The sequence below is a fragment of the Rossellomorea sp. FM04394 genome (assembly GCF_041889765.1).
Lineage (GTDB): Bacteria > Bacillota > Bacilli > Bacillales > Bacillaceae_B > Rossellomorea > Rossellomorea aquimaris_B.
Genome location: NZ_CP168654.1, coordinates 2,282,059 through 2,302,081 on the forward strand (window position 1 = coordinate 2,282,059; position 20,023 = coordinate 2,302,081).

The 20,023-nt window shown below is 40.5% G+C and carries 19 protein-coding genes and 1 pseudogene; 15 read left to right on the forward strand and 5 right to left on the reverse strand.

The features are described 5' to 3' along the window. Positions 1 to 30: 30 nt before the first annotated feature. Positions 31 to 126 carry a putative holin-like toxin gene (locus ACCB35_RS11385; RefSeq protein WP_253275457.1) on the reverse strand — a complete coding sequence of 32 codons (96 nt, stop codon included), beginning with the start codon at positions 124 to 126 and terminating at the stop codon, positions 31 to 33. A gap of 260 nt (positions 127 to 386) precedes the next feature. Here ACCB35_RS11385 and ACCB35_RS11390 point away from each other — a divergent pair, with 260 nt between their 5' ends. The 8 genes from ACCB35_RS11390 to ACCB35_RS11425 all read left to right on the forward strand — a co-directional run bounded on the left by ACCB35_RS11390 (position 387) and on the right by ACCB35_RS11425 (position 9,826). Next, positions 387 to 1,484 carry a M24 family metallopeptidase gene (locus ACCB35_RS11390; protein ID WP_374053834.1) on the forward strand — a complete coding sequence of 366 codons (1,098 nt, stop codon included), beginning with the start codon at positions 387 to 389 and terminating at the stop codon, positions 1,482 to 1,484. Positions 1,485 to 2,250: 766 nt separating this feature from the next. After that, entirely contained in the window at positions 2,251 to 2,688 is a 438-nt protein-coding gene (locus ACCB35_RS11395; protein WP_374053835.1) for a DUF6376 family protein, read from the forward strand. Positions 2,689 to 2,937: 249 nt separating this feature from the next. Beyond that, on the forward strand, positions 2,938 to 5,097 hold the full coding sequence (locus ACCB35_RS11400) for a DNA topoisomerase III (protein WP_374053836.1): 2,160 nt from the start codon (positions 2,938 to 2,940) through the stop codon (positions 5,095 to 5,097). A 305-nt stretch (positions 5,098 to 5,402) separates the two neighbouring features. Further along, positions 5,403 to 6,056, forward strand: coding sequence for a type 1 glutamine amidotransferase domain-containing protein (locus ACCB35_RS11405; RefSeq protein WP_374053837.1), 654 nt, complete (start codon positions 5,403 to 5,405; stop codon positions 6,054 to 6,056). A gap of 178 nt (positions 6,057 to 6,234) precedes the next feature. Further along, positions 6,235 to 6,615: a CidA/LrgA family protein gene (locus ACCB35_RS11410; RefSeq protein ID WP_374053838.1), complete on the forward strand. Its 381-nt coding sequence runs from the start codon at positions 6,235 to 6,237 to the stop codon at positions 6,613 to 6,615. Then, positions 6,599 to 7,285, forward strand: a complete 687-nt coding sequence (locus ACCB35_RS11415) for an LrgB family protein (RefSeq protein WP_374053839.1) — start codon at positions 6,599 to 6,601, stop codon at positions 7,283 to 7,285. The genes ACCB35_RS11410 and ACCB35_RS11415 overlap by 17 nt, the downstream gene beginning before the upstream one ends. A gap of 222 nt (positions 7,286 to 7,507) precedes the next feature. Continuing rightward, the gene (gene map, locus ACCB35_RS11420; protein WP_374053840.1) at positions 7,508 to 8,251 is read left to right on the forward strand and encodes a type I methionyl aminopeptidase; all 744 of its coding nucleotides are present in this window, start codon (positions 7,508 to 7,510) and stop codon (positions 8,249 to 8,251) included. A 288-nt stretch (positions 8,252 to 8,539) separates the two neighbouring features. After that, entirely contained in the window at positions 8,540 to 9,826 is a 1,287-nt protein-coding gene (locus ACCB35_RS11425) for a protoglobin domain-containing protein (protein WP_374053841.1), read from the forward strand. A 38-nt stretch (positions 9,827 to 9,864) separates the two neighbouring features. Here the strand turns inward: ACCB35_RS11425 and ACCB35_RS11430 are convergent, their stop codons facing one another. After that, entirely contained in the window at positions 9,865 to 10,020 is a 156-nt protein-coding gene (locus ACCB35_RS11430; protein ID WP_172655591.1) for a hypothetical protein, read from the reverse strand. A gap of 416 nt (positions 10,021 to 10,436) precedes the next feature. Between ACCB35_RS11430 and ACCB35_RS11435 the strand changes: the two genes are divergently transcribed. Continuing rightward, on the forward strand, positions 10,437 to 11,267 hold the full coding sequence (locus tag ACCB35_RS11435; RefSeq protein WP_374053842.1) for a LysM peptidoglycan-binding domain-containing protein: 831 nt from the start codon (positions 10,437 to 10,439) through the stop codon (positions 11,265 to 11,267). Between the two features lie 323 nt (positions 11,268 to 11,590). After that, a complete protein-coding gene (locus ACCB35_RS11440) occupies positions 11,591 to 12,175 on the forward strand; it encodes a 3D domain-containing protein (protein WP_374053843.1) in 585 nt (194 codons plus the stop codon). Between the two features lie 46 nt (positions 12,176 to 12,221). Here ACCB35_RS11440 and ACCB35_RS11445 read toward each other — a convergent pair whose 3' ends face one another. Continuing rightward, on the reverse strand, positions 12,222 to 12,353 hold the full coding sequence (locus ACCB35_RS11445) for a hypothetical protein (RefSeq protein ID WP_301280408.1): 132 nt from the start codon (positions 12,351 to 12,353) through the stop codon (positions 12,222 to 12,224). A 585-nt stretch (positions 12,354 to 12,938) separates the two neighbouring features. On the opposite strand from ACCB35_RS11445, the gene ACCB35_RS11450 reads away from it, so the two are divergent. From ACCB35_RS11450 to ACCB35_RS11465, 4 genes are all read left to right on the forward strand, one after another. After that, positions 12,939 to 14,468, forward strand: coding sequence for a BCCT family transporter (locus ACCB35_RS11450; RefSeq protein WP_374053844.1), 1,530 nt, complete (start codon positions 12,939 to 12,941; stop codon positions 14,466 to 14,468). 231 nt (positions 14,469 to 14,699) lie between these two features. After that, positions 14,700 to 14,822, forward strand: coding sequence for a YjcZ family sporulation protein (locus tag ACCB35_RS11455; protein ID WP_172655644.1), 123 nt, complete (start codon positions 14,700 to 14,702; stop codon positions 14,820 to 14,822). A 178-nt stretch (positions 14,823 to 15,000) separates the two neighbouring features. Further along, positions 15,001 to 15,642: a lytic transglycosylase domain-containing protein gene (locus ACCB35_RS11460; protein WP_374053845.1), complete on the forward strand. Its 642-nt coding sequence runs from the start codon at positions 15,001 to 15,003 to the stop codon at positions 15,640 to 15,642. 176 nt (positions 15,643 to 15,818) lie between these two features. Beyond that, on the forward strand, positions 15,819 to 18,044 hold the full coding sequence (locus tag ACCB35_RS11465; RefSeq protein WP_374053846.1) for an AAA domain-containing protein: 2,226 nt from the start codon (positions 15,819 to 15,821) through the stop codon (positions 18,042 to 18,044). Positions 18,045 to 18,107: 63 nt separating this feature from the next. Here ACCB35_RS11465 and selD read toward each other — a convergent pair whose 3' ends face one another. Next, positions 18,108 to 19,160, reverse strand: a complete 1,053-nt coding sequence (gene selD, locus ACCB35_RS11470; RefSeq protein WP_374053847.1) for a selenide, water dikinase SelD — start codon at positions 19,158 to 19,160, stop codon at positions 18,108 to 18,110. A gap of 225 nt (positions 19,161 to 19,385) precedes the next feature. Between selD and ACCB35_RS11475 the strand changes: the two are divergent. Next, a pseudogene (locus ACCB35_RS11475) lies at positions 19,386 to 19,571 on the forward strand (Rdx family protein); the annotation flags it as partial. A gap of 58 nt (positions 19,572 to 19,629) precedes the next feature. Here the strand turns inward: ACCB35_RS11475 and ACCB35_RS11480 are convergent. Then, a complete protein-coding gene (locus tag ACCB35_RS11480) occupies positions 19,630 to 20,022 on the reverse strand; it encodes an Hsp20/alpha crystallin family protein (RefSeq protein ID WP_374053848.1) in 393 nt (130 codons plus the stop codon). Position 20,023 lies beyond the last annotated feature (1 nt).

Sequence of the window (20,023 nt, forward strand, 5' to 3'; positions counted from 1 at the left end):
TCAAAGTTTAGGCGCTTCATGAGGGTGGGGTTATTTCTTTTTGTCATTCGAAATAACTACGGCAATGATGGAGACAATTAAAGAGCCAAAGGTAATCATTAGCGTTAACGCCTCATACGTTGTCACTATAAGCACCACCTCCTTCTATAAGGAAGTGGCCACTCCCACCCTACATTCACTGTATGTTTCAAATTATAACACAAACACCATTCGTACTTTATAGGCAAGAGGTAGGAAAAGCTTCACCCTATCAAAAAAACATCCCCCCCCTAAAAAAACCATCCCATATTATACGTATAGTTCAAACTTTCTTCGAAATATGTTAGCATAGATATGCTCATATTAAACGATTACATAACATCACGATACTCTAGGAGGAATACACGATGAAACAGCGTATAGAAATGTTAAAAAACTGGTTGAAGGAAGAGAAGATCGACGCAGCATTTATTAATTCAACTGAAAATGTATTCTACTTAACGAATTTCCACACAGATCCACATGAGCGCTTAATGGGGCTATTTGTATTTCCGGATGCAGAGCCATTTGTCGTGGTTCCTGGAATGGAAGCACGTCAAGTGAAGGATGCCGGCTGGAACAATGAAGTGATTGGCTACTCTGATCATGAAAATCCATGGGAATTCATTCAGTCAGCCATTCAAAAGAGAAGTATAAATGGAGGCAAGGTTGCTTTCGAAAATGAAGTAGTTACCTATGGGCGAAGTCAAGCATTCTTAAACATCTTTGATTCACCCAATGTAGTGAATGTTGAAGACAAATTAAACGAGATGCGCGTAGTGAAGGATGAAAAAGAAATTGAAATCATGCGCCGAGCGGCAAAAATGGCGGACTTCGGGGTAGAAGTAGGTGTAAATGCCCTCCAAGAAGGCATAACAGAAATGGAAGTTCTTGCGAAGATTGAATATGAATTAAAGAAAAAAGGCATACGTGAAATGTCGTTTTCTACGATGGTCCTATTTGGTGAAAAGGCTGGAGATCCACACGGTAATCCGGGAAACCGCAAACTGAAAGCCGGGGACTTCGTATTGTTTGATCTCGGAGTTGTCCTTGAAGGCTACACTTCAGATATTACACGTACATTCGCATATAAATCGGTTTCAGAGAAACAAAAAGAGATCTACAACACGGTTTTAAAAGCAGAACTGGCGTCACTAGATGCAAGTAAGCCAGGCAACCGCATTGGTGATCTTGATCAAATCGCCCGGGATATCATTTCAGAAGCAGGGTATGGAGACTATTTCCCACACCGAATCGGTCACGGTCTTGGGATCAACGTACATGAATTCCCATCAATGAGTCATTTAAATGATGGGATATTAAAAGAAGGAATGACCTATACAATAGAGCCTGGTATATACGTACCCGAAATTGGCGGAGTAAGAATTGAAGACGATGTACTTATAACGAAGGACGGGTATGAAACTTTGACCAACTTCCCAAAAGAACTCCAAATTATTGAATAAGTCGAAAAAAGAAGGCTGACAAATGAGTGTCGGCCTTCTTTTTAATACGCTCTTTTCGCAAAGATTGTTGCTTTTCAACCTAAGCACTGTTAAGGCTCTGTCAATTAGTGAGTGCTGGATGGTGAGGGGAACTGCTCCGCTTGCAGCTAGCGTTCGGCCGATCCTCCTCAGCTTAGCCGAAGGGGGTCTCGGCACGCCGTACTTCCGCAGGAGTCTGCGCAGTTCCCCTCACCATCTTTTACAGGTTTTTTGTGACAGAGCTCAACGTGTGCTAGAAAACAAAGTTACTTAAAAGATACTTCCTTGAAACAATCAATCTCTCCTTAACTTAAATGAGATTGTTTGCTAGAAAGCTTCTTTTAATTGTTTTCGATTAAGGATACATCCTCAGAAAGTTGATTGGAGCGGAAGGATGTTCGACTCCTGCGGGAATAGCTGGACAGTACGAAAAGCGGAGGGGCTTAGCTCAGGGGCGACAAGCATAAGACGAGTCTGCCGGAAAGGCGCACTTTGCCTTTTTGGCAGACTTGGCTTATGACCTCGAGCCCCTAAGCCCCGTAGCTGGACAAGTGAGACCCCGGAGGCGCAGCCGAGGAGGCTCACCGCCAGCCCCGCGGAAAGCGAGCATCCTGGAGCGGAAATCAACTAGTACACTCTTCTCTACAATAGCAACAAACTTTACGAAAAGAGCCTTTTAATAAAATGAAACTTTTACAGAAGTCGTTCGTATGTATAAGGGGAGTAAGCTACAGGAGGATGAATTACATTGAAGAAAATATTGATCATTTTCAGCTTTTTTATGCTGGCAGGCTGTGGGATTCTCGAAGAAGCTAACAACAGTTTAACCTATGTGGAGGAAATGACCGATTACCTCAATGAAGCAGAACAATTTGCCAATGACTTCCCTGGATTAGTGGAAAATGCTGCAGCAGACCCCTCCACCATCCCTACACTTGAAGCAAGATTAAAAGACATGAAAACAGAAATACAAGAAATCAACGATCTCACTCCGCCTCAAGTGGCAGATAACATTCACCAAAAAGTGGAAGAATATAACGGTCAAGCATTAGAAGGGATTGATCGGGCCCTGGTCGAGATAGATAGGGGAGAAGTACAGATTTCAGAACTGAAAAACCTTGAAATCGTGAATACATTTAATCAACTTCAAGATATTAAAGGAAACTTAGAAAGTTTAGGCCAATAACATAAAGGTGTTACAGATGAGATTCCTTATTTGTAGCACTTTTTTACATTGAAATATCATATCGGACGATTGCAATCACTCTTGTAACAATACTGAGTTGTCCAGAGCAGATACGAACGACCTCTTTGTATGAAAATGATGTAATATATGACCGATAAAATACAACTGTGATTTCCTTGGATTAATAGAACAAGAGTTCTAAAAAACATGCTATAATAAAGGAATCATAGACATGGACAGGAGAATATTATGAAAGTCGTTATTGCCGAAAAACCCGACCAAGGAGCAACCCTTGCAAAGCCTTTTCCTCATCGAAAGCGGCAAGGATACATTGAAATACATTCAAACGATGTGTTCCCCAATGGTGCATATATTACCTGGGCTGTAGGACATCTCTTCCAGCTTCAAGCCCCTGAAAAATACGAAAGTAAATGGAAGAAGTGGACTTTAGAAGACCTTCCCATCATACCTCTCCGATTTCAATATGAGCTTCAACGGGCAAAAGCAAAACAATTCTCAGTCATCAAGGAGCTTCTTAAGAAAAATGAAGTCACGGAAATCATCCATGCAGGTGATGCGGGACGTGAAGGGGAACTGATCATCCGAAATATCGTTTCCATGTCCCGAGTGAAGAAACCGATGAAGAGGTTATGGATTTCATCCTTAACAGAGAAAGCGATCCTTCAAGGGTTTACTAGTTTAAGAGAAGAGACGGAAATGCGCCCCCTCTATTATGAAGCCTATTCCCGTGCGTGTGCCGATTGGCTTGTGGGAATGAACGCATCAAGAGCATATAGCATCCTATTAAAACAACAAGGCATGTCTGATGTTTTTTCTGCAGGAAGGGTTCAAACCCCGACACTCGCTCTGATTGTGAGAAGAGATGAGGAGATAGATCGTTTTAAGAGCGAACCTTTTTGGGAAGTGAAGGCAAGCTTTCAAATCGGTGACCACACGTACGAGGGCATCTGGCAAAAGGAGGGGGAGTCCCGGATTCAATCTCGGGAGCTGGCAGAAAAAATCGCTTCTTTTTGCAAAAATAAGCCTGCAAGCGTAGATGAAATGAAAACAGAACGAAAAGAGTTTGCGCCTCCATTGCTTTTCAATCTTTCTTCACTTCAGGCAACGGTAAACAAAATGTTTAAGTTTTCCCCTAAGAAAACACTGGATGTTCTGCAAAAGCTTTACCAAAAGGGCATAGTATCGTATCCAAGATCAGATTCACAATATGTAACGAAAGGCGAAGCAGAAACCTTTCCGGAAATATTATCTAAGCTTAAGGAATTCAGTCCGTACACTAACTGGATCCCAACTCCACAAGCTAGCTTACTTAACAACAAGCGTTTTGTAAATGAAGCGAAGGTTTCCGATCACTACGCCATCATCCCGACTGAACAGGTGACTGATCCTCAATCCCTATCCAGTGATGAGAAGAAGATATATGATGTAGTGGTTAAACGCTTTATCGCCGCACATCACGATAAAGCTGTGATTAATTATACAACCATCACTACCGTTGTGGACGAACGGGCTGAGTTCGTTTCCAAAGGAAAGCAAATTCTTCAAGAGGGCTGGAGGCAGGTTCTGATGCAGAACGAGAAGGAGGATGAACCGCTGCTTCCACCCGTAAAGGAAAAAGACAAAGGTGTCGTAAATGCTATTCATACGAAGGAAGGAAAAACTCAGCCTCCTAAGCGGTACACTGAAGGACAGCTGATAACATTAATGAAAACAGCGGGAAAATATATGGAGAATGACGAGCTTGAAAAGGTGTTAAAGCAAACAGAAGGTCTTGGAACAGAAGCGACCCGTGCAGGGATTATCACCATGCTTAAAGATCGACAGTATATTGATATTCAAAAGAACATCGTCTATCCCACTGACAAGGCAAAGGTTTTAATTCGAGCCATTGGAGAAAACGTGTTAGCCTCAGCTGAAATGACAGCCAAATGGGAGCAGCGATTACAAGAAATAGGAAAAGGCCTGGCGTCTGCGCCCGAATTCATGGAACAAGTGAAGAAATTAAGCGATCGGCTTGTTCAAAATGCCCTTGAAGATTCTAAAATGTGGAATTTCAAGGACCTGGATACAGCTTCCATCCAGCGAGCAAAAGGGCGGAAAGGAAAAAGTGCAGCAAAAACCAGCATGGGCACGTGTTTAAAATGCGGTGGAAAGGTCATAGATAAAGGAAAGTTCTATGGATGTTCCAATTATCAAAAGACGAAATGCAGCTTTACAATTTCTAAAACCATACTCTCGAAGCGAATCACACAAACGATTGTAAAAAAGGTGTTGGCCGATGGGAAATCCGATCGAATCGACGGCTTCAAAAAAGGCGAAAAGGAATTTTCAGCTTATCTTAGCTGGGATCCCAACGAAAAGAAAATTCAGTTCCAATTTGATATCTGACCACTTATTAAAAGGTCGCTCATGGAGTAAACTATTTTTATCGTCTCCGATTCACTCAACACCCGGATTCAACCCACATGAATTAGCCGGTACCCACCCTAATGAGATTACCAGCATCAAAACGACCCCCTCCAAGGGAGTCGTTTTTTTATGTCTGGTTTTGAAACTTCTGCTAATGCTAACTGCAATGCATACGAAATGAGCTTTTATTTACACACAATAATTATTAGACTGAAGTTTAATTTCATGAGAAGTGGATAAAACAAAAGGGTAGGGAATCAGCTATTAAAAATGGAGGGTATACATTGAAAAAAATATTAATGGTCTTAACAAATGAAAGCAAAATTGATGATGAACACGAAACAGGTCTTTGGTTATCTGAGTTCGCAGAACCATATGAAGAATTCAAGAATCAAGGATTCGGAGTAGATGTGGCCAGTTTAAAAGGAGGGCGCATTCCATTAGATCCTAATAGCCTGGATGATGAACAGGTGGAGAAGTGGAAGGGTGTCACGAAGGAACTTGACCAAACGATGGTTCTTTCCCAACTAAATGTAAATGAATATGCCGGTATCTTCTTACCAGGAGGACATGGTACGATGTTTGATCTGCCTGAGAGTCCAGACCTTCAACAGGCACTGGCTCATTTTGCTGAAAACAACAAAGCGATTGGTGCCGTGTGCCATGGTCCAGCAGGTTTTGTTGGAACGAAATTATCAAATGGTAAATGGTTAGTTGAAGGAAAAAGCCTAACTGGATTCACGAATGAAGAAGAACAACAAACGGGTCTCGATTCATTGATGCCTTTCTTATTAGAAACAAAATTAAGAGAGCAAGGTGCTCAATTCGAAAAATCAGAGGCTTGGAGCGACCATGTTATGACGGATGGTAAATTCGTGACAGGCCAAAATCCACAATCCAGTCAATCAACAGCGGAAGCGTTCGTTAAAGTATTATAAGAGCGTATATGCTGAATGAAAACTGATATGGAGCTTTTTTTAACGAGCAAGCCATAATATATTTTCTAAAGAGCATGGGGATGAAAAGAGCCCATGCTCTTTTCTCTTCCCCTATATTCTCTTTTCACCAACCATTTGTGTTAAAATCGTGAGAAGAATATGAGGAGAGGAGAAGCTCATGCAGGTTACCAGAGTCATCATTCAAATTGCCATTCTATGTTTATTTTTTGAAATTGGAAAGTGGTGTACAGATTTCTTTCACTTACCGATTCCCGGCAGTATTATCGGGATGCTGTTTTTGTTCTTATTATTATTAACGGGCGTGGTGAAGGAACGATTATTATTGGACGGTTCAGGTTTTTTTCTTAGACACTTCTCCTTCTTTTTTCTTCCACTATCTGCTAGCGCCATGGTACTGGGGCCATATTTTATTGAGTTTGGATGGAAACTGGTTGTAATTATTGTCGTTAGTGGAATGATTGGTTTCATTGCTACATCATTATCAGCAGAGAGTTTAATAAGATGGAAGGAGAAACGAAAACATGATCCATCTCATTAGTTCTCTACTGGCAATGGGAATAACGGTATTTTATTTTATCATCGGTGTAAAGATTCACCGTCTTTGGCCAAGCCCCTTAACGATTCCTATATTTATCAGTACGATTGCTCTTATTGTCACATTATGGATCGTGGATATCCCGTATGAACAGTATGCAGATTTCACTTCTTTAATAACGTACTTACTTGGTCCGGCTACTGTTGCCCTGGCGTTTCCCCTATATCAGCACCGAAAGTTATTAGTACAGCACATACAGCCTATACTTTTGGGGATTATCACAGGTAGTGGAATGTCTATCCTCCTTTCTTATTATTTCAGTATGTGGCTTGGGATTCCTTCTCAATGGAATCGCTCCTTGCTTATAAAAACCATTACAACCCCAGTAGCCGTTGATATTGGAAAGGTTATTGGGGCGAATATTGACGTCATTCCCACAGTGGTCATCGTGACGGGGATGTTCGGGGCTATGATCATCCCAATAATAATAAAATGGCTGGGGGTGAAGCATCCAATTGCAAAGGGGCTTCCATTCGGCGTGATTTCCCATGGGGTGGGAACGGCACAAGCCATTAAAGAGGGCGAAAAGGAAGGCGCAGTAAGTGGTGCCGCCATGGCATTAACCGCCACAATCATGTCCTTCGTCATCCCTATTCTTTTCCTTTTTGTTTGATAGAGTGAGGAGAGGGAGCGAATATCACTATAATCAAGTATCACACTAATTGTACAGAGCACTTCCATTGAGACTATTGCAACAGTGTTTAGGAAAGAAGCCTTTACAAAAATTGAAGAAATCCCGTGAAGTCTATCCTTACAGCAGCTTTCCCTTTAAAAACAGAGAGTGTTTCGGTATAGTAAGGGAAGGTGAAATATCAAAAAAGAGAAGGAAGATATTATGATTGTCAAAACTGATGAAGATTTAAAAGCGTTAAAAGAAATCGGCCGCATTGTGGCGATGATCCGTGATGAATTACGATCCCAGACAAAACCTGGAGTAACCACTAAAGAGCTTGATGAGATAGCTGGAAGACTGTTTGAACAAAACGGGGCAATTTCAGGCCCTAAAGGAGAATATGATTTTCCTGGTTTCACATGTATTAGTGTGAATGAAGAAGTCGCTCACGGGATTCCCGGAGATCGAGTGATTAACGAGGGTGACCTTATCAATATAGACGTATCTGGTTCTAAAAATGGGTATTATGCCGATACAGGAATTTCATTTGTTGTCGGAGAGGGAGACCCAAAGCTTACGGATTTATGTGAAGCTGCATTAAAAGCATTCCAAGCGGGACTCCAAAAAGCAAGAGCCGGCTCTAAACAAAACGGAATCGGTAAAGCTGTTAATAATGAAGCAAGAAAAAATGGCTATACAGTGATTATGAACTTAACTGGTCATGGCGTTGGCCGCTCTCTGCATGAGAAGCCTGATCATATCTTAAATTATTTCGATCCATGGGATAATGCCCTTCTAAAAGAAGGAATGGTGATCGCTTTTGAACCCTTTATCTCCACAAAAGCACAAAATGTAATCGAAAAAGGCGACGGCTGGACCTACATCACACCCGACCACAGCCTGGTCGCCCAAATCGAACACACTATCATCATAACCAAAAACGAGCCAATCATTCTAACACAGTAAAGCAGTGAGGGACGGACCTTGATTCCTGGGATCAAAGGTCCGTCCCTCTTTTTGTATATGTTTTGTACAACAAATGAAGTAAAGGAACAGATCAGGTTTAGCTTGATTTGTGCCGGTTAACTTGTTTTGTCTCCGTACACAGCAAATAGATTCACCCTTGGTTGAATTATTGAAATTTTGCAAACAAAAAGATTGTCTTAGGAAAAAAGTTGGGGTAAAGTAGATATATTATACAAAATTTATACATATCGCTCAAAAAATACCAATATCTATCGGAGGCAATCCCTTATGGCTGTTTTATTTTCGAGAAAACCTAAGATTGAACCTGTAATCGTTCCTTCATCCAACATCATTAATCTACAAGATAAGAAACTGAATGAAAGACTACACTATATGCAATTCCAGGAACACCATTTAAGCGAGTTAAAAGAAGTTCTCCCTGTATATGAGCAATTATCCGATTCCTTACTTGAAACGGTATTAGACCACCTATATAAGCATCCCAGTTTAGTTGAGATCGCTGTAAATCACTCCAGTCGAGAGCGATTAAAGACCGTATTCCATGATTATTTCCGTTCACTATTCTCTGGTGAGTTGAATGAAGAGTATTTCTCAATGAGGGAACGAATGGGGAAAACCCATAATCGGAATGGTGTTACCATCGATTGGTTCATTTCTACTTACACCACCATTCAGCATTTATTAATCCCAAAGATTGTAGAGCTTTACCAAAACGAACCATCTAAACTCGCTTCCGTTCTAGTAGCGATTGATCATGGCATACATTTAGACGCTAGCATCGTATCTGAATACTATATTCAAAGCAGGATGGATGAGCTGGAAAAACTTCACCAAGAAAACCAGGCCCTTCAAGTAGAAATGCTCAACATGAACACTGAGCTCGGTTCTTCATTAAGTCAAACGGAACAAAGCCTAAACGAGACCGCCACGAAAGCGGAACGTATTCGGGCTGAATCTGAAAACACAGAGAAAAGCAGCAAAAACCTCCTTCAGCTTTCCAATATGAACAAAGACCAAACAGATAATATGATCGATAGCTTTGGCATCATTACAGAGCAAATTAAAACGCTGTTAAATGAAATCAAGGGTGTTAAAACGATAGCAGAACAGATTACGCCGCTTTCAAATTCGATTCAGCAAATAGCTGAGCAAACGAATCTCCTTGCCTTAAATGCCTCTATAGAAGCAGCACGAGCAGGTAATGAAGGCAGGGGATTCGCAGTAGTGGCATCAGAGGTCCGAAAGCTTGCAGAAGATTCAAAGAAACTGAGCACTTCCATTCATCAGCTTGTAAATGAAAGTAACAAGCAAATCGGCGTAGTCTCCAACCGCGTTCGAGACATCACTGATTTAACGGAAAATTCACGAAGAGAGATCGGAAATGTTCAAAGCGGTATTATGACTGTCCAAATGGAGATGGAAAACTATATGGGCATGTTCAAACGAAATCAGTCTGAATTAAATTATATCGTTGAAGCAATCAGGCAGATTAATCATACGACTGACGAATTGGTTCGGTTTGCTTCCACGATCATTCATAAAATGAATAAATAAAAAAAGGGAAACCGAATTGAAGTCGGTTTCCTTTTTTATTAAACGATTTTCGTCTTACCGCACTCTTGACACTTTCGATAAAACTTTCCATCTAATACGCGAGATTTGAAAATATTGTTGCCACATTCACAGCGACCACTGTGCTCATCGGGATCATCTTTATAAAGTACGATATTTTCTTCCTGATTTTCCATCCTTGTCATCCTCCAGATTAATCGTTACTTCTAATAGTATAGAGGCAATCTTCTACCTTGTTAAGATTAAATCTTATTTCATCCAAAAAACTGAATCTTCTTCATTAAATATAGTATTTGAAATTTATAGCTAACAAAAAAAGATAAAATGATCTCTATTTTCAACTTCAAATCGAATAGAACCCTTTGCTATTTAATCCATAAATACCCTTTATAACTATAATTTTCTTTAATAATTACCATAGTATTCCTATACATGATAGTTTATACAGGAAATCGCTTTCTATTACAGTCGTGAAATATTCTTGACGCACGATATTAAAGTTCCTGTTATTGAATTGAGATTTTACTATGTTAGTATTTTCCCTGTTAGCAAAAATAAATAAACCGCTAGCTACATAAGGAGGAATTTTTCTATGAAACTAAAAAAATCGATTATTTCTGTGGCTGCATTTACTACACTTGCAGTGTCTGGTGGAGCTAGCGCTTCAGCACAAGACATAGAAGTAAAAAAAGGCGACACACTTTGGGGACTTGCAAAAGAATACGGAACATCCGTTGATCAACTCATGACATGGAATAACTTAAATTCACACATTATCTATCCTGATCAGGAACTTCAGGTATCTTCCAAAGAGTACTATACAGTTAAGAAGGGTGACACACTTTGGGGAATATCATCCCATTACGGGGTTTCCGTTGACAGCTTAATAGGCTGGAATGCACTTGAAAGTGATCTTATTGTCCCTGGACAAGAATTAGTCATCAATCTAGACGATAAAAAAGCACCTTCAGCTACTGCAAATACTTCTGAGCAAGCAGCAGCGCCTGCTCCAGAAGAAACAGCAGAAGTAGCTCCAGAAGCTGAAGCGCCAGAAGCAGAACCAGCAGAGGCACAACCTGCTGAAGAAGAACCTGCAGCAGAAGAACCAGCTTCTCAAGAAGAAGCTGTAAAGGAAATCACAGTAGAAGCGACTGCATACACAGCGAGTTGTGAAGGTTGCTCAGGTACGACAGCCACTGGTGTGAACCTTTTAGAAAATCCAGATGCTAAAGTAATTGCAGTAGATCCAAATGTCATTCCACTAGGATCTAAAGTATATGTTGAAGGCTACGGCTATGCCACTGCAGAAGATACTGGTGGAGCGATTAAAGGTAATCGAATTGATGTATTCATCCCATCAAAAGACCAAGCGGTTGACTGGGGCAGAAAATCAGTTAACGTAAAAATTCTTGAAACGAAATAATAGATTAAAAACCACTGAGAAATCATTCTCAGTGGTTTTTTTGAGTTAATCTGTCACACAAGGTGATCATTGTGTAAACTTCCAAAAACTACTTCAACACAATTTTTCTCACGAATCTTCTACGCTTTTCATCAAACATTTTCCCTAAAATGAAAGAATTAGAAGCATTTCCAGCTTAATTGCCAGAAAACAATAAATATTACACGCTTGTCATCTAATTGTTATCGGTTTATAAACAGTTTGTTATGTGCCTGAGGTAAGTCTATGTTACTATTTCAACTGTTGGTTTCATAGACCGAACACAAAAGGAGGAATTCTGCAAGATGACAAAAGTATTATTTTCCATTTTTTCCTTCACAGTTTTTCTAACAATCGGACTTACATCTGCCTCTGCAGATTCAGACGATACTGATACTGCAATGAATGATTATCATAATATAGAACAAGGCGATATTCTCTGGGAGATTGCAAATCGATATCATGTTTCGATAGATGAAGTTGGGACACGCCAACAACTTTTAGAAGAAGGTATTACTGTGAATAACGAATCAGAAGAAGATCAAGAGGTTAAATCAGCAGATACAAAGTCTTCTGAGGATTCCGAGGACAATGTTGTGAAAGAGGTTAACGTGACGGCTACGGCGTACACAGCGTATTGCGAAGGCTGTATTGGTATCACAAAGACAGGCGTAGACTTAATCGAAAACCCTGATGCCAGAGTCATTGCCGTCGACCCAAGTGTCATTCCATTGGGATCTAAGGTGTATGTAGAAGGATACGGTTATGCCCGTGCCGAAGATACAGGAGGAGCCATAAAAGGAAACCGCATCGACATTTATATGGAAAAAGAAAAAGATGCCCTTAAATATGGTGTACAGGATGTCAAAGTGAAAATTATTGAAGAGTAACGAATAATCAGGACGCCGACTCGGGCGTCCTTTTTGTATCAAAAAACTATTTACCATTAACATTAGAACCTTTTCTAGCAGAAGGAGCTACGGATTTGATCTCAATTTCCTCACCCATTTGTTGTTGAGCTAATTTTTCAGCTGTTTCATGTTGCGATTTGTTTGGTTTATTTTTCATGACTCGACCTCCTTCCATCCATTCTTTTAATAATATTCACCGATAGAAGAAAATTACTACAAGAACTTCATACGGAATTCCCAGTTAAAACTTCAAGTGTATTAGAAGAAACCTTTCATAATATCCATCAATGCCCTATTCTTCTACTAAATTTATATGCTGATGGTCAACACATATTTGCTTTACTGGATTAATAAAGCGTATTCATTTCCAGTCTCCCAAGCTTAAAAATTTCTATATGGACTTTCAATTTTAAAACGATTTTAAAAAAAGAAGAGGAATGAAAACGCTTAAATGACAAACACTATAAAAAAAATTAGTGGTTATCACTTGCAAAGTTAAACTTTTTTCTGATAGGGTAACAAATGTTGGTTTTATGAGAGTGTCGTGAGGGAATAGGTAATAAGTAATTATTCCCCCCACAATCCTCAGAATGCACATATTCCCATCTGCATTAACTGAGACTCTTTCATGATGAAGTTTATTGCCGCTGGTGTACATACTATGATGAACACCCATAATCCGGCTGTCGTTACCTTCATGCAGTAAAGAGCAAAAAACATTGAGAATGGAAAGGAGAATTTTATGAAGAGGATATCAAATGTTTTCTGGATTACCGTTGCATTAGTTGCGGCTTCTGTTGCTTATGGAGTAATCGCTCCTAAATCCTTTGAAACCGTAACAGCCAATATGCAATCTTTTATCACCTCAACATTCGGTTGGTATTATCTTATTTTAGTAACAGTGATTGTTATTTTCTGCGTATTCTTGATCTTTAGTCCTATTGGAACGATAAGATTAGGAAAGCCAGACGAGAAACCTGAGTACACGAAAGGAACATGGTTCGCCATGTTGTTTAGTGCAGGGATGGGAATCGGTTTAGTATTCTGGGGGGCAGCAGAGCCGCTGTCACACTATTTGACGCCTCCACTTGCTGAAGGTGGAACGAATCAGGCGATCAAGGAATCAATGCGTTATACCTTCTTCCACTGGGGGATACATGCGTGGGCAATATATGCAATTGTCGCTTTGGCACTTGCTTATTATAAATTCCGTAAAGATGAGCCCGGCTTAATTTCTGCTACGTTGAGACCGATCTTTGGAGATAAAGTGAACGGTCCACTGGGAACGGTCATCGATGTACTGGCTGTATTCGCCACTGTTGTCGGTGTTGCCACAACGCTTGGGTTTGGTGCAGCTCAAATTAACGGAGGACTTTCATATCTCCTGGGAGTTCCAAATAATTTCACCGTTCAATTCATTATCATTGCGGTAGTCACCGTGTTATTTATGATCTCGGCATGGTCTGGATTGAGTAAGGGAATTAAATATCTATCTAATACGAATATGGTACTGGCAATTGGACTGTTTGTGTTAATGTTCTTTATCGGACCTACATTGCTCATCCTGAATATGTTCACTGATACAATCGGTGCTTATATTCAAAACATCGCTGCCATGAGTTTCCGGATTGCCCCATTAAACGAAGAGCATCGCGGGTGGATCAATGGCTGGACGATTTTCTATTGGGCATGGTGGATTTCCTGGTCTCCATTTGTCGGGATCTTCATCGCACGTGTATCACGGGGCAGAACCATTCGTGAATTCTTAATCGGTGTACTACTGCTGCCTGCTTTAGTCAGTTTCATTTGGTTCGCTACTTTTGGTACCTCTGCCATCGAAATTCAACAAGCAGGAACAGATATATCAGGACTAAATACAGAAGAGGTGTTGTTTGCTGTATTTAACGGTTTTGAATGGTCAACGATTCTATCGGTCATTGCCATCACATTAATCGGAACCTTCTTTATTACGTCTGCTGACTCAGCTACTTTCGTTCTGGGGATGCAAACAACCTATGGATCATTAACTCCTCCGAACTATGTGAAGTTAACTTGGGGACTTGCACAGTCTACTGTTGCATTAATCCTGCTCTATAGTGGAGGATTGCAGGCATTACAAAATGCATTGATTGTCGCAGCACTGCCATTCTCGGTCATTATGGCCCTGATGATGCTGTCTCTTTATAAATCACTGAATCAAGAGAAAAAAGAGCTGGGATTATACATCAAACCTAAGCCAAGAAAGACCAAAGAACCCAAAGAGCATATGTAAAATCTAAGAGAGCCTGGAGTTTTCCAGGCTCTCTTTTTTCTATATCGAGCACTACTTATCTAGACATTTTACTCATTTTCCACTTCTCCACAATAAGCAAAACCCACTGTTCATAGGCAATCTGCTCCAGATGCATTTCATGGTCAAAAAGTGAATGAAGATTTTAATTAACCTACAATTTGTCCACTACATACATTAATATCGTAGTAAGATAACTGGAGGTGACTGATGATGTATGGATATGGATACCCTGGATATGGATATGGCTGCGGTGGTGGCTACGCTGGTGGCTTTGCGTTAATCGTAGTATTATTCATCCTATTAATTATCGTTGGAGCAGCGTTTGTTTGTTAACAATAAATAATGGTTAGGTGACCCCGGCCTAAGTCGATGATTTCTCTACCTACATCCGGTGAAGAAAGAACTGACTTCAGGGGTCATCTTTTTTATTTATACATAATGGATTGTCATGGATTGGATCTCATATTAAAATACAAGAGGAATCAATATTCTTGTAAAGGATCGAACCTCAATGACTAAAAAAGTGACAAAGAAAAAGCGTCCAAGTAAGAAAAAACGATCCTCGCCATTTACGATCGTCCTCATCCCCATTATCGTCTTAGTTATCTATTATGCTGTTTATAATGGAGAGGTCTCTTATAACCTGTCTTCCATTGGTAAAGAAGAGGTCCCATCCGAATATATTCCCATCTATAAAGCAGCCCAAGAGGAATATGGGGTACCCTGGTACTTACTGGCTGCCCATCACCGGGTCGAAACGAAATTCTCAACCATGAAGACCCTCGTCTCTCCAGCAGGTGCAGAGGGACACATGCAGTTTATGCCGTGTACCTTTGTGGGCTGGTCCCATCCAACTTGCTCAGGTCTGGGAAAAGGAAACATCCCTTCAGATCAAAAAACAGACCCTGCCGTCATTGAAAAGTACGGCGGATATGGGGTTGATGCTAACGGGGATGGAATAGCCGATCCTTTTCAAATTGAGGATGCAGTTTTCAGTGCTGCCAACTATTTAGCGCGGAATGGAGCAGCCGACGGAAAAATCGAACAAGCCGTATTTGCCTACAATCATAGCGACCAATATGTGGAAGATGTTCTGTACTACGCAGACCGATTTGTAGAAAAGGAAGAAGAGGAGTCAGGCAAGGCCATGTGATTTCTTAATAGTTTGGGGAAGAACCGGAATCTTATCTCGGTTCTTTTTTTTGATTTTTTATTATAAGCCCCTCCATAGCCAATGAAAATTTCCCAATATGTCCTTAATCGTATACACCCACTTAATAAATTGATATGATAAGGTTCGTGATTTTACGTATAACAAAGGTGATTTAATTGAAAACAATAGAAATGATAGAAGAATGGAAAACCGCTCTTGATATGGAAATTCTACAACTAAAAAAAAGAGAAACATCTGGTGTTATGATAGAAGAAGGCAGATGTATCCGAAAAGAAGAGAATGCTTATATTTATTGGTTCACCCTTGGTTATGCTGCCTCCTTACCTGAAGGAGGGGGCGTGGTTTATAAAAGGAAGCAATCAAGCATCCCAGGGGTGGTGATTAGTTCAGAGGATCGGGAGTGCATAATTGAGCTCGATCAGTTCATTGGAGACACCATCTCAAATGGTCAACTATTGCACGAACCATGGGAAATATTAGAGAAGCTGATCGATCGATTGGACGAAGCAAAAGAGCGTCATGGAAAAACACAGCGTATTCAACATGTGATAAATCCATTGAGGGAAACAAGGCATCCGTATACTCCGTTTAAAAACCCTCTTCATGAAGCATATGTGCGCAGTAAGTATAATCCAGTTACGTATCTATGGGGACCACCTGGAACAGGAAAAACCTATACGCTTGCCAGAGTGGCTGCTTATCATTATTCAGAAGGAAAAAAAGTGCTGCTTCTTTCCCATAGTAATGCTGCGGTTGATGTCTTAATAGAAGAAATGCATCACTTCCTCAGCAGTCATGATCGGTGGAAAGCAGGCGAAGTCATCCGCTATGGTACCAACAGGAAAGCGTATAGTGAAGAAGTTACAGATTTAAGTGTGCTTCAAATATTAGAACGACTTGACCCCAGCCTGGCAGAGGAAAAAGGAAAGGTCGAAACCTACAGGAGAAGGTTAAAAAATAAACTGGCTAAAACGTATTCAAGTTACGACTCAGAACGGTTGTCTCAGCTAGAGGTTCATTATCAAAAAATCAAAGAAAAGTTTAAACGAAGAGAAGGTGAACTTGTCACAGACGCAAGGGTCATCGGTACGACCCTATCTAAAGCTGCGATTGATGGTATTCTTTATGAGGAAGAATTTGACCTTGTCATTGTGGATGAGGCAAGTATGGCCTATATACCTCAGGTAGCATTTGCTGCATCCCTGGGAAAGAAAATCATAATTTGCGGGGATTTCAAACAGCTCCCACCAATTTCCACGTCCTTTCATCCGATGGTAAAGAAGTGGCTGAAAGAAGACATCTTTCATTCTGCGCAGGTTGCACATGCCGTTGACAGGGACCTGGATCACCCGCAGTTATTATTACTTCCAGAACAGCGGAGGATGCATCCCAGTATTTCGGCGTTCACCAATCACTATATCTACCATTCTAAGGTAGGCGATCACCATTCTGTACAATTGAAGAGAGCCGGAATTACGAATAAAAAGCCTTTTCCTTCACATGGAGCGGTATTATTTTCACTGAAAGAAGGGACTGAATGGGCAGAGGCTCAAAAAGGCTCACGTTGGAATGTCCTATCTAGCTTAGTGACGATCCAACTTACTCTGCAAGCAATCGAGGATGGAATTCAATCTATCGGGATTGTAACTCCCTACCGTATTCAAGCGAAATGGTATAATCTTTTACTAAATGAATTGGTAAAGAGCACACATCCTCAGACAGATTTATATGCCGCTACAGTTCATGGTTTTCAGGGATCGGAAAATGACATGATCATATTTGACATCGTGGATGGGGTTTCCCATGGAAATCCTGGGGCGTTACTTACCCGGAGCGGAAGCGATAGACTGCTCAATGTTGCAATTACACGAGCGAGGGGGAAGTTTGTCCTTATTGGAAACGATCAATTTATCCAGGAAAATACTCCTTCATCCAAACCGGTTCATCAATTCATCCGACATCTACAACAGAAGGGGCATAAGGAAACAAGTTCAACACTCGCTCCTCTTTCAACCAAAAAAATGAAGTGGATTGATAAGGATGATCACCGTAAACTTGTGAAGGATATTCAGGCGGCTAAAGAAACAATCCTGGTGAACGTGGGGCATCCAAGAGATATCCCGTCAGATATAATGAACGTATTAAAAACTGTATCAAAGGAGAAAAACGTCATCCTCCTATGTAAAGACGGCAGCTCCTTACAATCGGGAATGTGGTTCAACACTGAAAACTCTACAACGGGCATCCCATTCATTGTGCTGGATAAGAAGGTCATCTGGTTCAATTCTTTCTCAAAAGAAAAAAACCGATTCCCTTATCATGTTAGAATATTATCAAGGAAAATGATCGGTCAATTCCTCAAAATGATTGAAGAGAAATAAGCGGTGGTCCTTTTGATAGCTAGTAGCAGAAATCTACTTCTTTCAAAAGGAGCCACCGTTTTCTTATTTTTCAACCAGGATACTCCAGTCCTGTTTCGCTCGCACCCTGCCAATCATACTTGCTGATACAGAGTGAAGCCGTAAATCCTCTATATACTTTTCTCCTTGATCCTCAGGTAGACTTACTAATAATCCTCCTGAAGTTATCGCATCGCATAAGATCCATTGATCTTCTTGCTCGAGACCCGGATCATAGGAAACTTTTCCTTCAAGCCACTTATGGTTAGCTTTGGATCCACCAGGAATGACTCCATGAGCTGCTAATTCTTTCGTCCCTTCTAGCAGGGGAATGGATGAGTATGAGAACTGGATGGACACATTACTTCCTTTAGCCATTTCAAAGGCGTGTCCCAATAAACCAAAACCTGTTACATCTGTCACTGCATTCGGATGGTAAGCATGTAAAACTTCTGAAGCTAATTTATTTAATGTACTCATGACCTCGATCACATCTTTTTCTTGATCAACTGTCACCACTTCCCGTTTGATGCCTGTCGTTAAAATGCCAACACCTAATGGTTTTGTTAGAACAATAACGTCTCCTTCTTTGGCACCACTATTTGTCCAATACTTTTTCGGGTGAACGATTCCCGTCACACTTAAACCAAATTTAGGCTCTTGATCGTCGATAGAATGGCCACCGACCGTCACAGCACCAGCTTCGATCACTTTACATTGTGCTCCGGACAAGATTTCAGCAAGTATTTCACTTCCAAGCTTTTTAATAGGAAAGCCGACAATATTTAAGGCGGTTTTTGGCGTTCCACCCATTGCATAAACATCGCTTAGTGCGTTAGCAGCTGCAATTTGACCAAACTGGTATGGATCATCCACAATCGGGGTGAAATAATCCACGGTTTGTACCATAGCAAGTTCATCTGTAAGTTGATAGATACCACCATCGTCAGATGATTCCCTTCCTACTAATAATGCTTTGGTAAATGGTTGAGGGGGTATCTGACGCAAAACTTGCGTCAAGTCACTAGGACTAATTTTACAGCCTCAGCCGGCTTTTGAAGAAAGTTCTGTCAAACGAATAATTTCTTCCCTGCTCATTCACTTCACCCCTTTATGTATGAATATTCTAATTGTACAGGATAAAAATACAATTGGGCAAAGGAGAAGTGAAGATCAATTGGAAATGAGGGGGGAAATAAGATGATATACAGTTGAAATTTCTCTATAATATAGGGGAATCCTACAGACACAAAAAGGAGGAAGATCATGATGAAAAAAGTTTCGATTACAATCGAATTTTGCATGATGTGAAACTATGCACCTAAAGCCGCGAGTTTCGCGGAACAACTGTTTACCCATTTCCGTTCAGACATTCAAGAACTAAAGTTAATACCGTCCTCTGGTGGCGCCTTTGAAATTACTGTAGGGGATAAAAAGATTTATTCCAAACTGGATACAGGCGTTTTTCCGGATTTCAACCGTATCATCTCTTCGATCGATTCCTTATAAACATGGAGAAAGGTCTGAGTGTTTATCTCAGACCTTTCCATCTATTTAGAGAATATGATTATTCATGAGATAACCCTTGGACTCGAATAAAGAAGGATGAGGGGGTGGGGCATTCTTTTTTGGGAACATTGATTTCGATTGTATGATGCTCAATTGAATAGGTGATCGCCCTTTGTTTTAAGCAAAATGGAAATCGTATAGTGCGATTTCTCACCTTGATTTCATCTTTCATCAATATCGATACTAGCAATTGAGTATCATTTTTCTTAATGATCAATTCCTCTGGACAAATATTTTCTGTCTCAATCTCTACAATGAATGCTTCCGTCGTATCCAGAAATTCTACTTTAAACTCTTGTTCATCCAATTGAACCGTAGCAGGATCCAACAACCAATCCTTCATATTCTCCTCCCAGTTCTCTAAATAGAAACCCTCCTTTTCCTTACTCATT

Coding starts and splice junctions, on each gene's coding strand:
- ACCB35_RS11390 (WP_374053834.1), top strand. CDS start 387: ATGAAACAGCGTATAGAAATGTTAAAAAACTGGTTGAAGGAAGAGAAG.
- ACCB35_RS11400 (WP_374053836.1), top strand. CDS start 2,938: ATGAAAGTCGTTATTGCCGAAAAACCCGACCAAGGAGCAACCCTTGCA.
- ACCB35_RS11410 (WP_374053838.1), top strand. CDS start 6,235: ATGCAGGTTACCAGAGTCATCATTCAAATTGCCATTCTATGTTTATTT.
- ACCB35_RS11415 (WP_374053839.1), top strand. CDS start 6,599: ATGATCCATCTCATTAGTTCTCTACTGGCAATGGGAATAACGGTATTT.
- map (WP_374053840.1), top strand. CDS start 7,508: ATGATTGTCAAAACTGATGAAGATTTAAAAGCGTTAAAAGAAATCGGC.
- ACCB35_RS11425 (WP_374053841.1), top strand. CDS start 8,540: ATGGCTGTTTTATTTTCGAGAAAACCTAAGATTGAACCTGTAATCGTT.
- ACCB35_RS11430 (WP_172655591.1), bottom strand. CDS start 10,020: ATGGAAAATCAGGAAGAAAATATCGTACTTTATAAAGATGATCCCGAT.
- ACCB35_RS11435 (WP_374053842.1), top strand. CDS start 10,437: ATGAAACTAAAAAAATCGATTATTTCTGTGGCTGCATTTACTACACTT.
- ACCB35_RS11440 (WP_374053843.1), top strand. CDS start 11,591: ATGACAAAAGTATTATTTTCCATTTTTTCCTTCACAGTTTTTCTAACA.
- ACCB35_RS11445 (WP_301280408.1), bottom strand. CDS start 12,353: ATGAAAAATAAACCAAACAAATCGCAACATGAAACAGCTGAAAAATTA.
- ACCB35_RS11450 (WP_374053844.1), top strand. CDS start 12,939: ATGAAGAGGATATCAAATGTTTTCTGGATTACCGTTGCATTAGTTGCG.
- ACCB35_RS11455 (WP_172655644.1), top strand. CDS start 14,700: ATGTATGGATATGGATACCCTGGATATGGATATGGCTGCGGTGGTGGC.
- ACCB35_RS11460 (WP_374053845.1), top strand. CDS start 15,001: ATGACTAAAAAAGTGACAAAGAAAAAGCGTCCAAGTAAGAAAAAACGA.
- ACCB35_RS11480 (WP_374053848.1), bottom strand. CDS start 20,022: ATGAGTAAGGAAAAGGAGGGTTTCTATTTAGAGAACTGGGAGGAGAAT.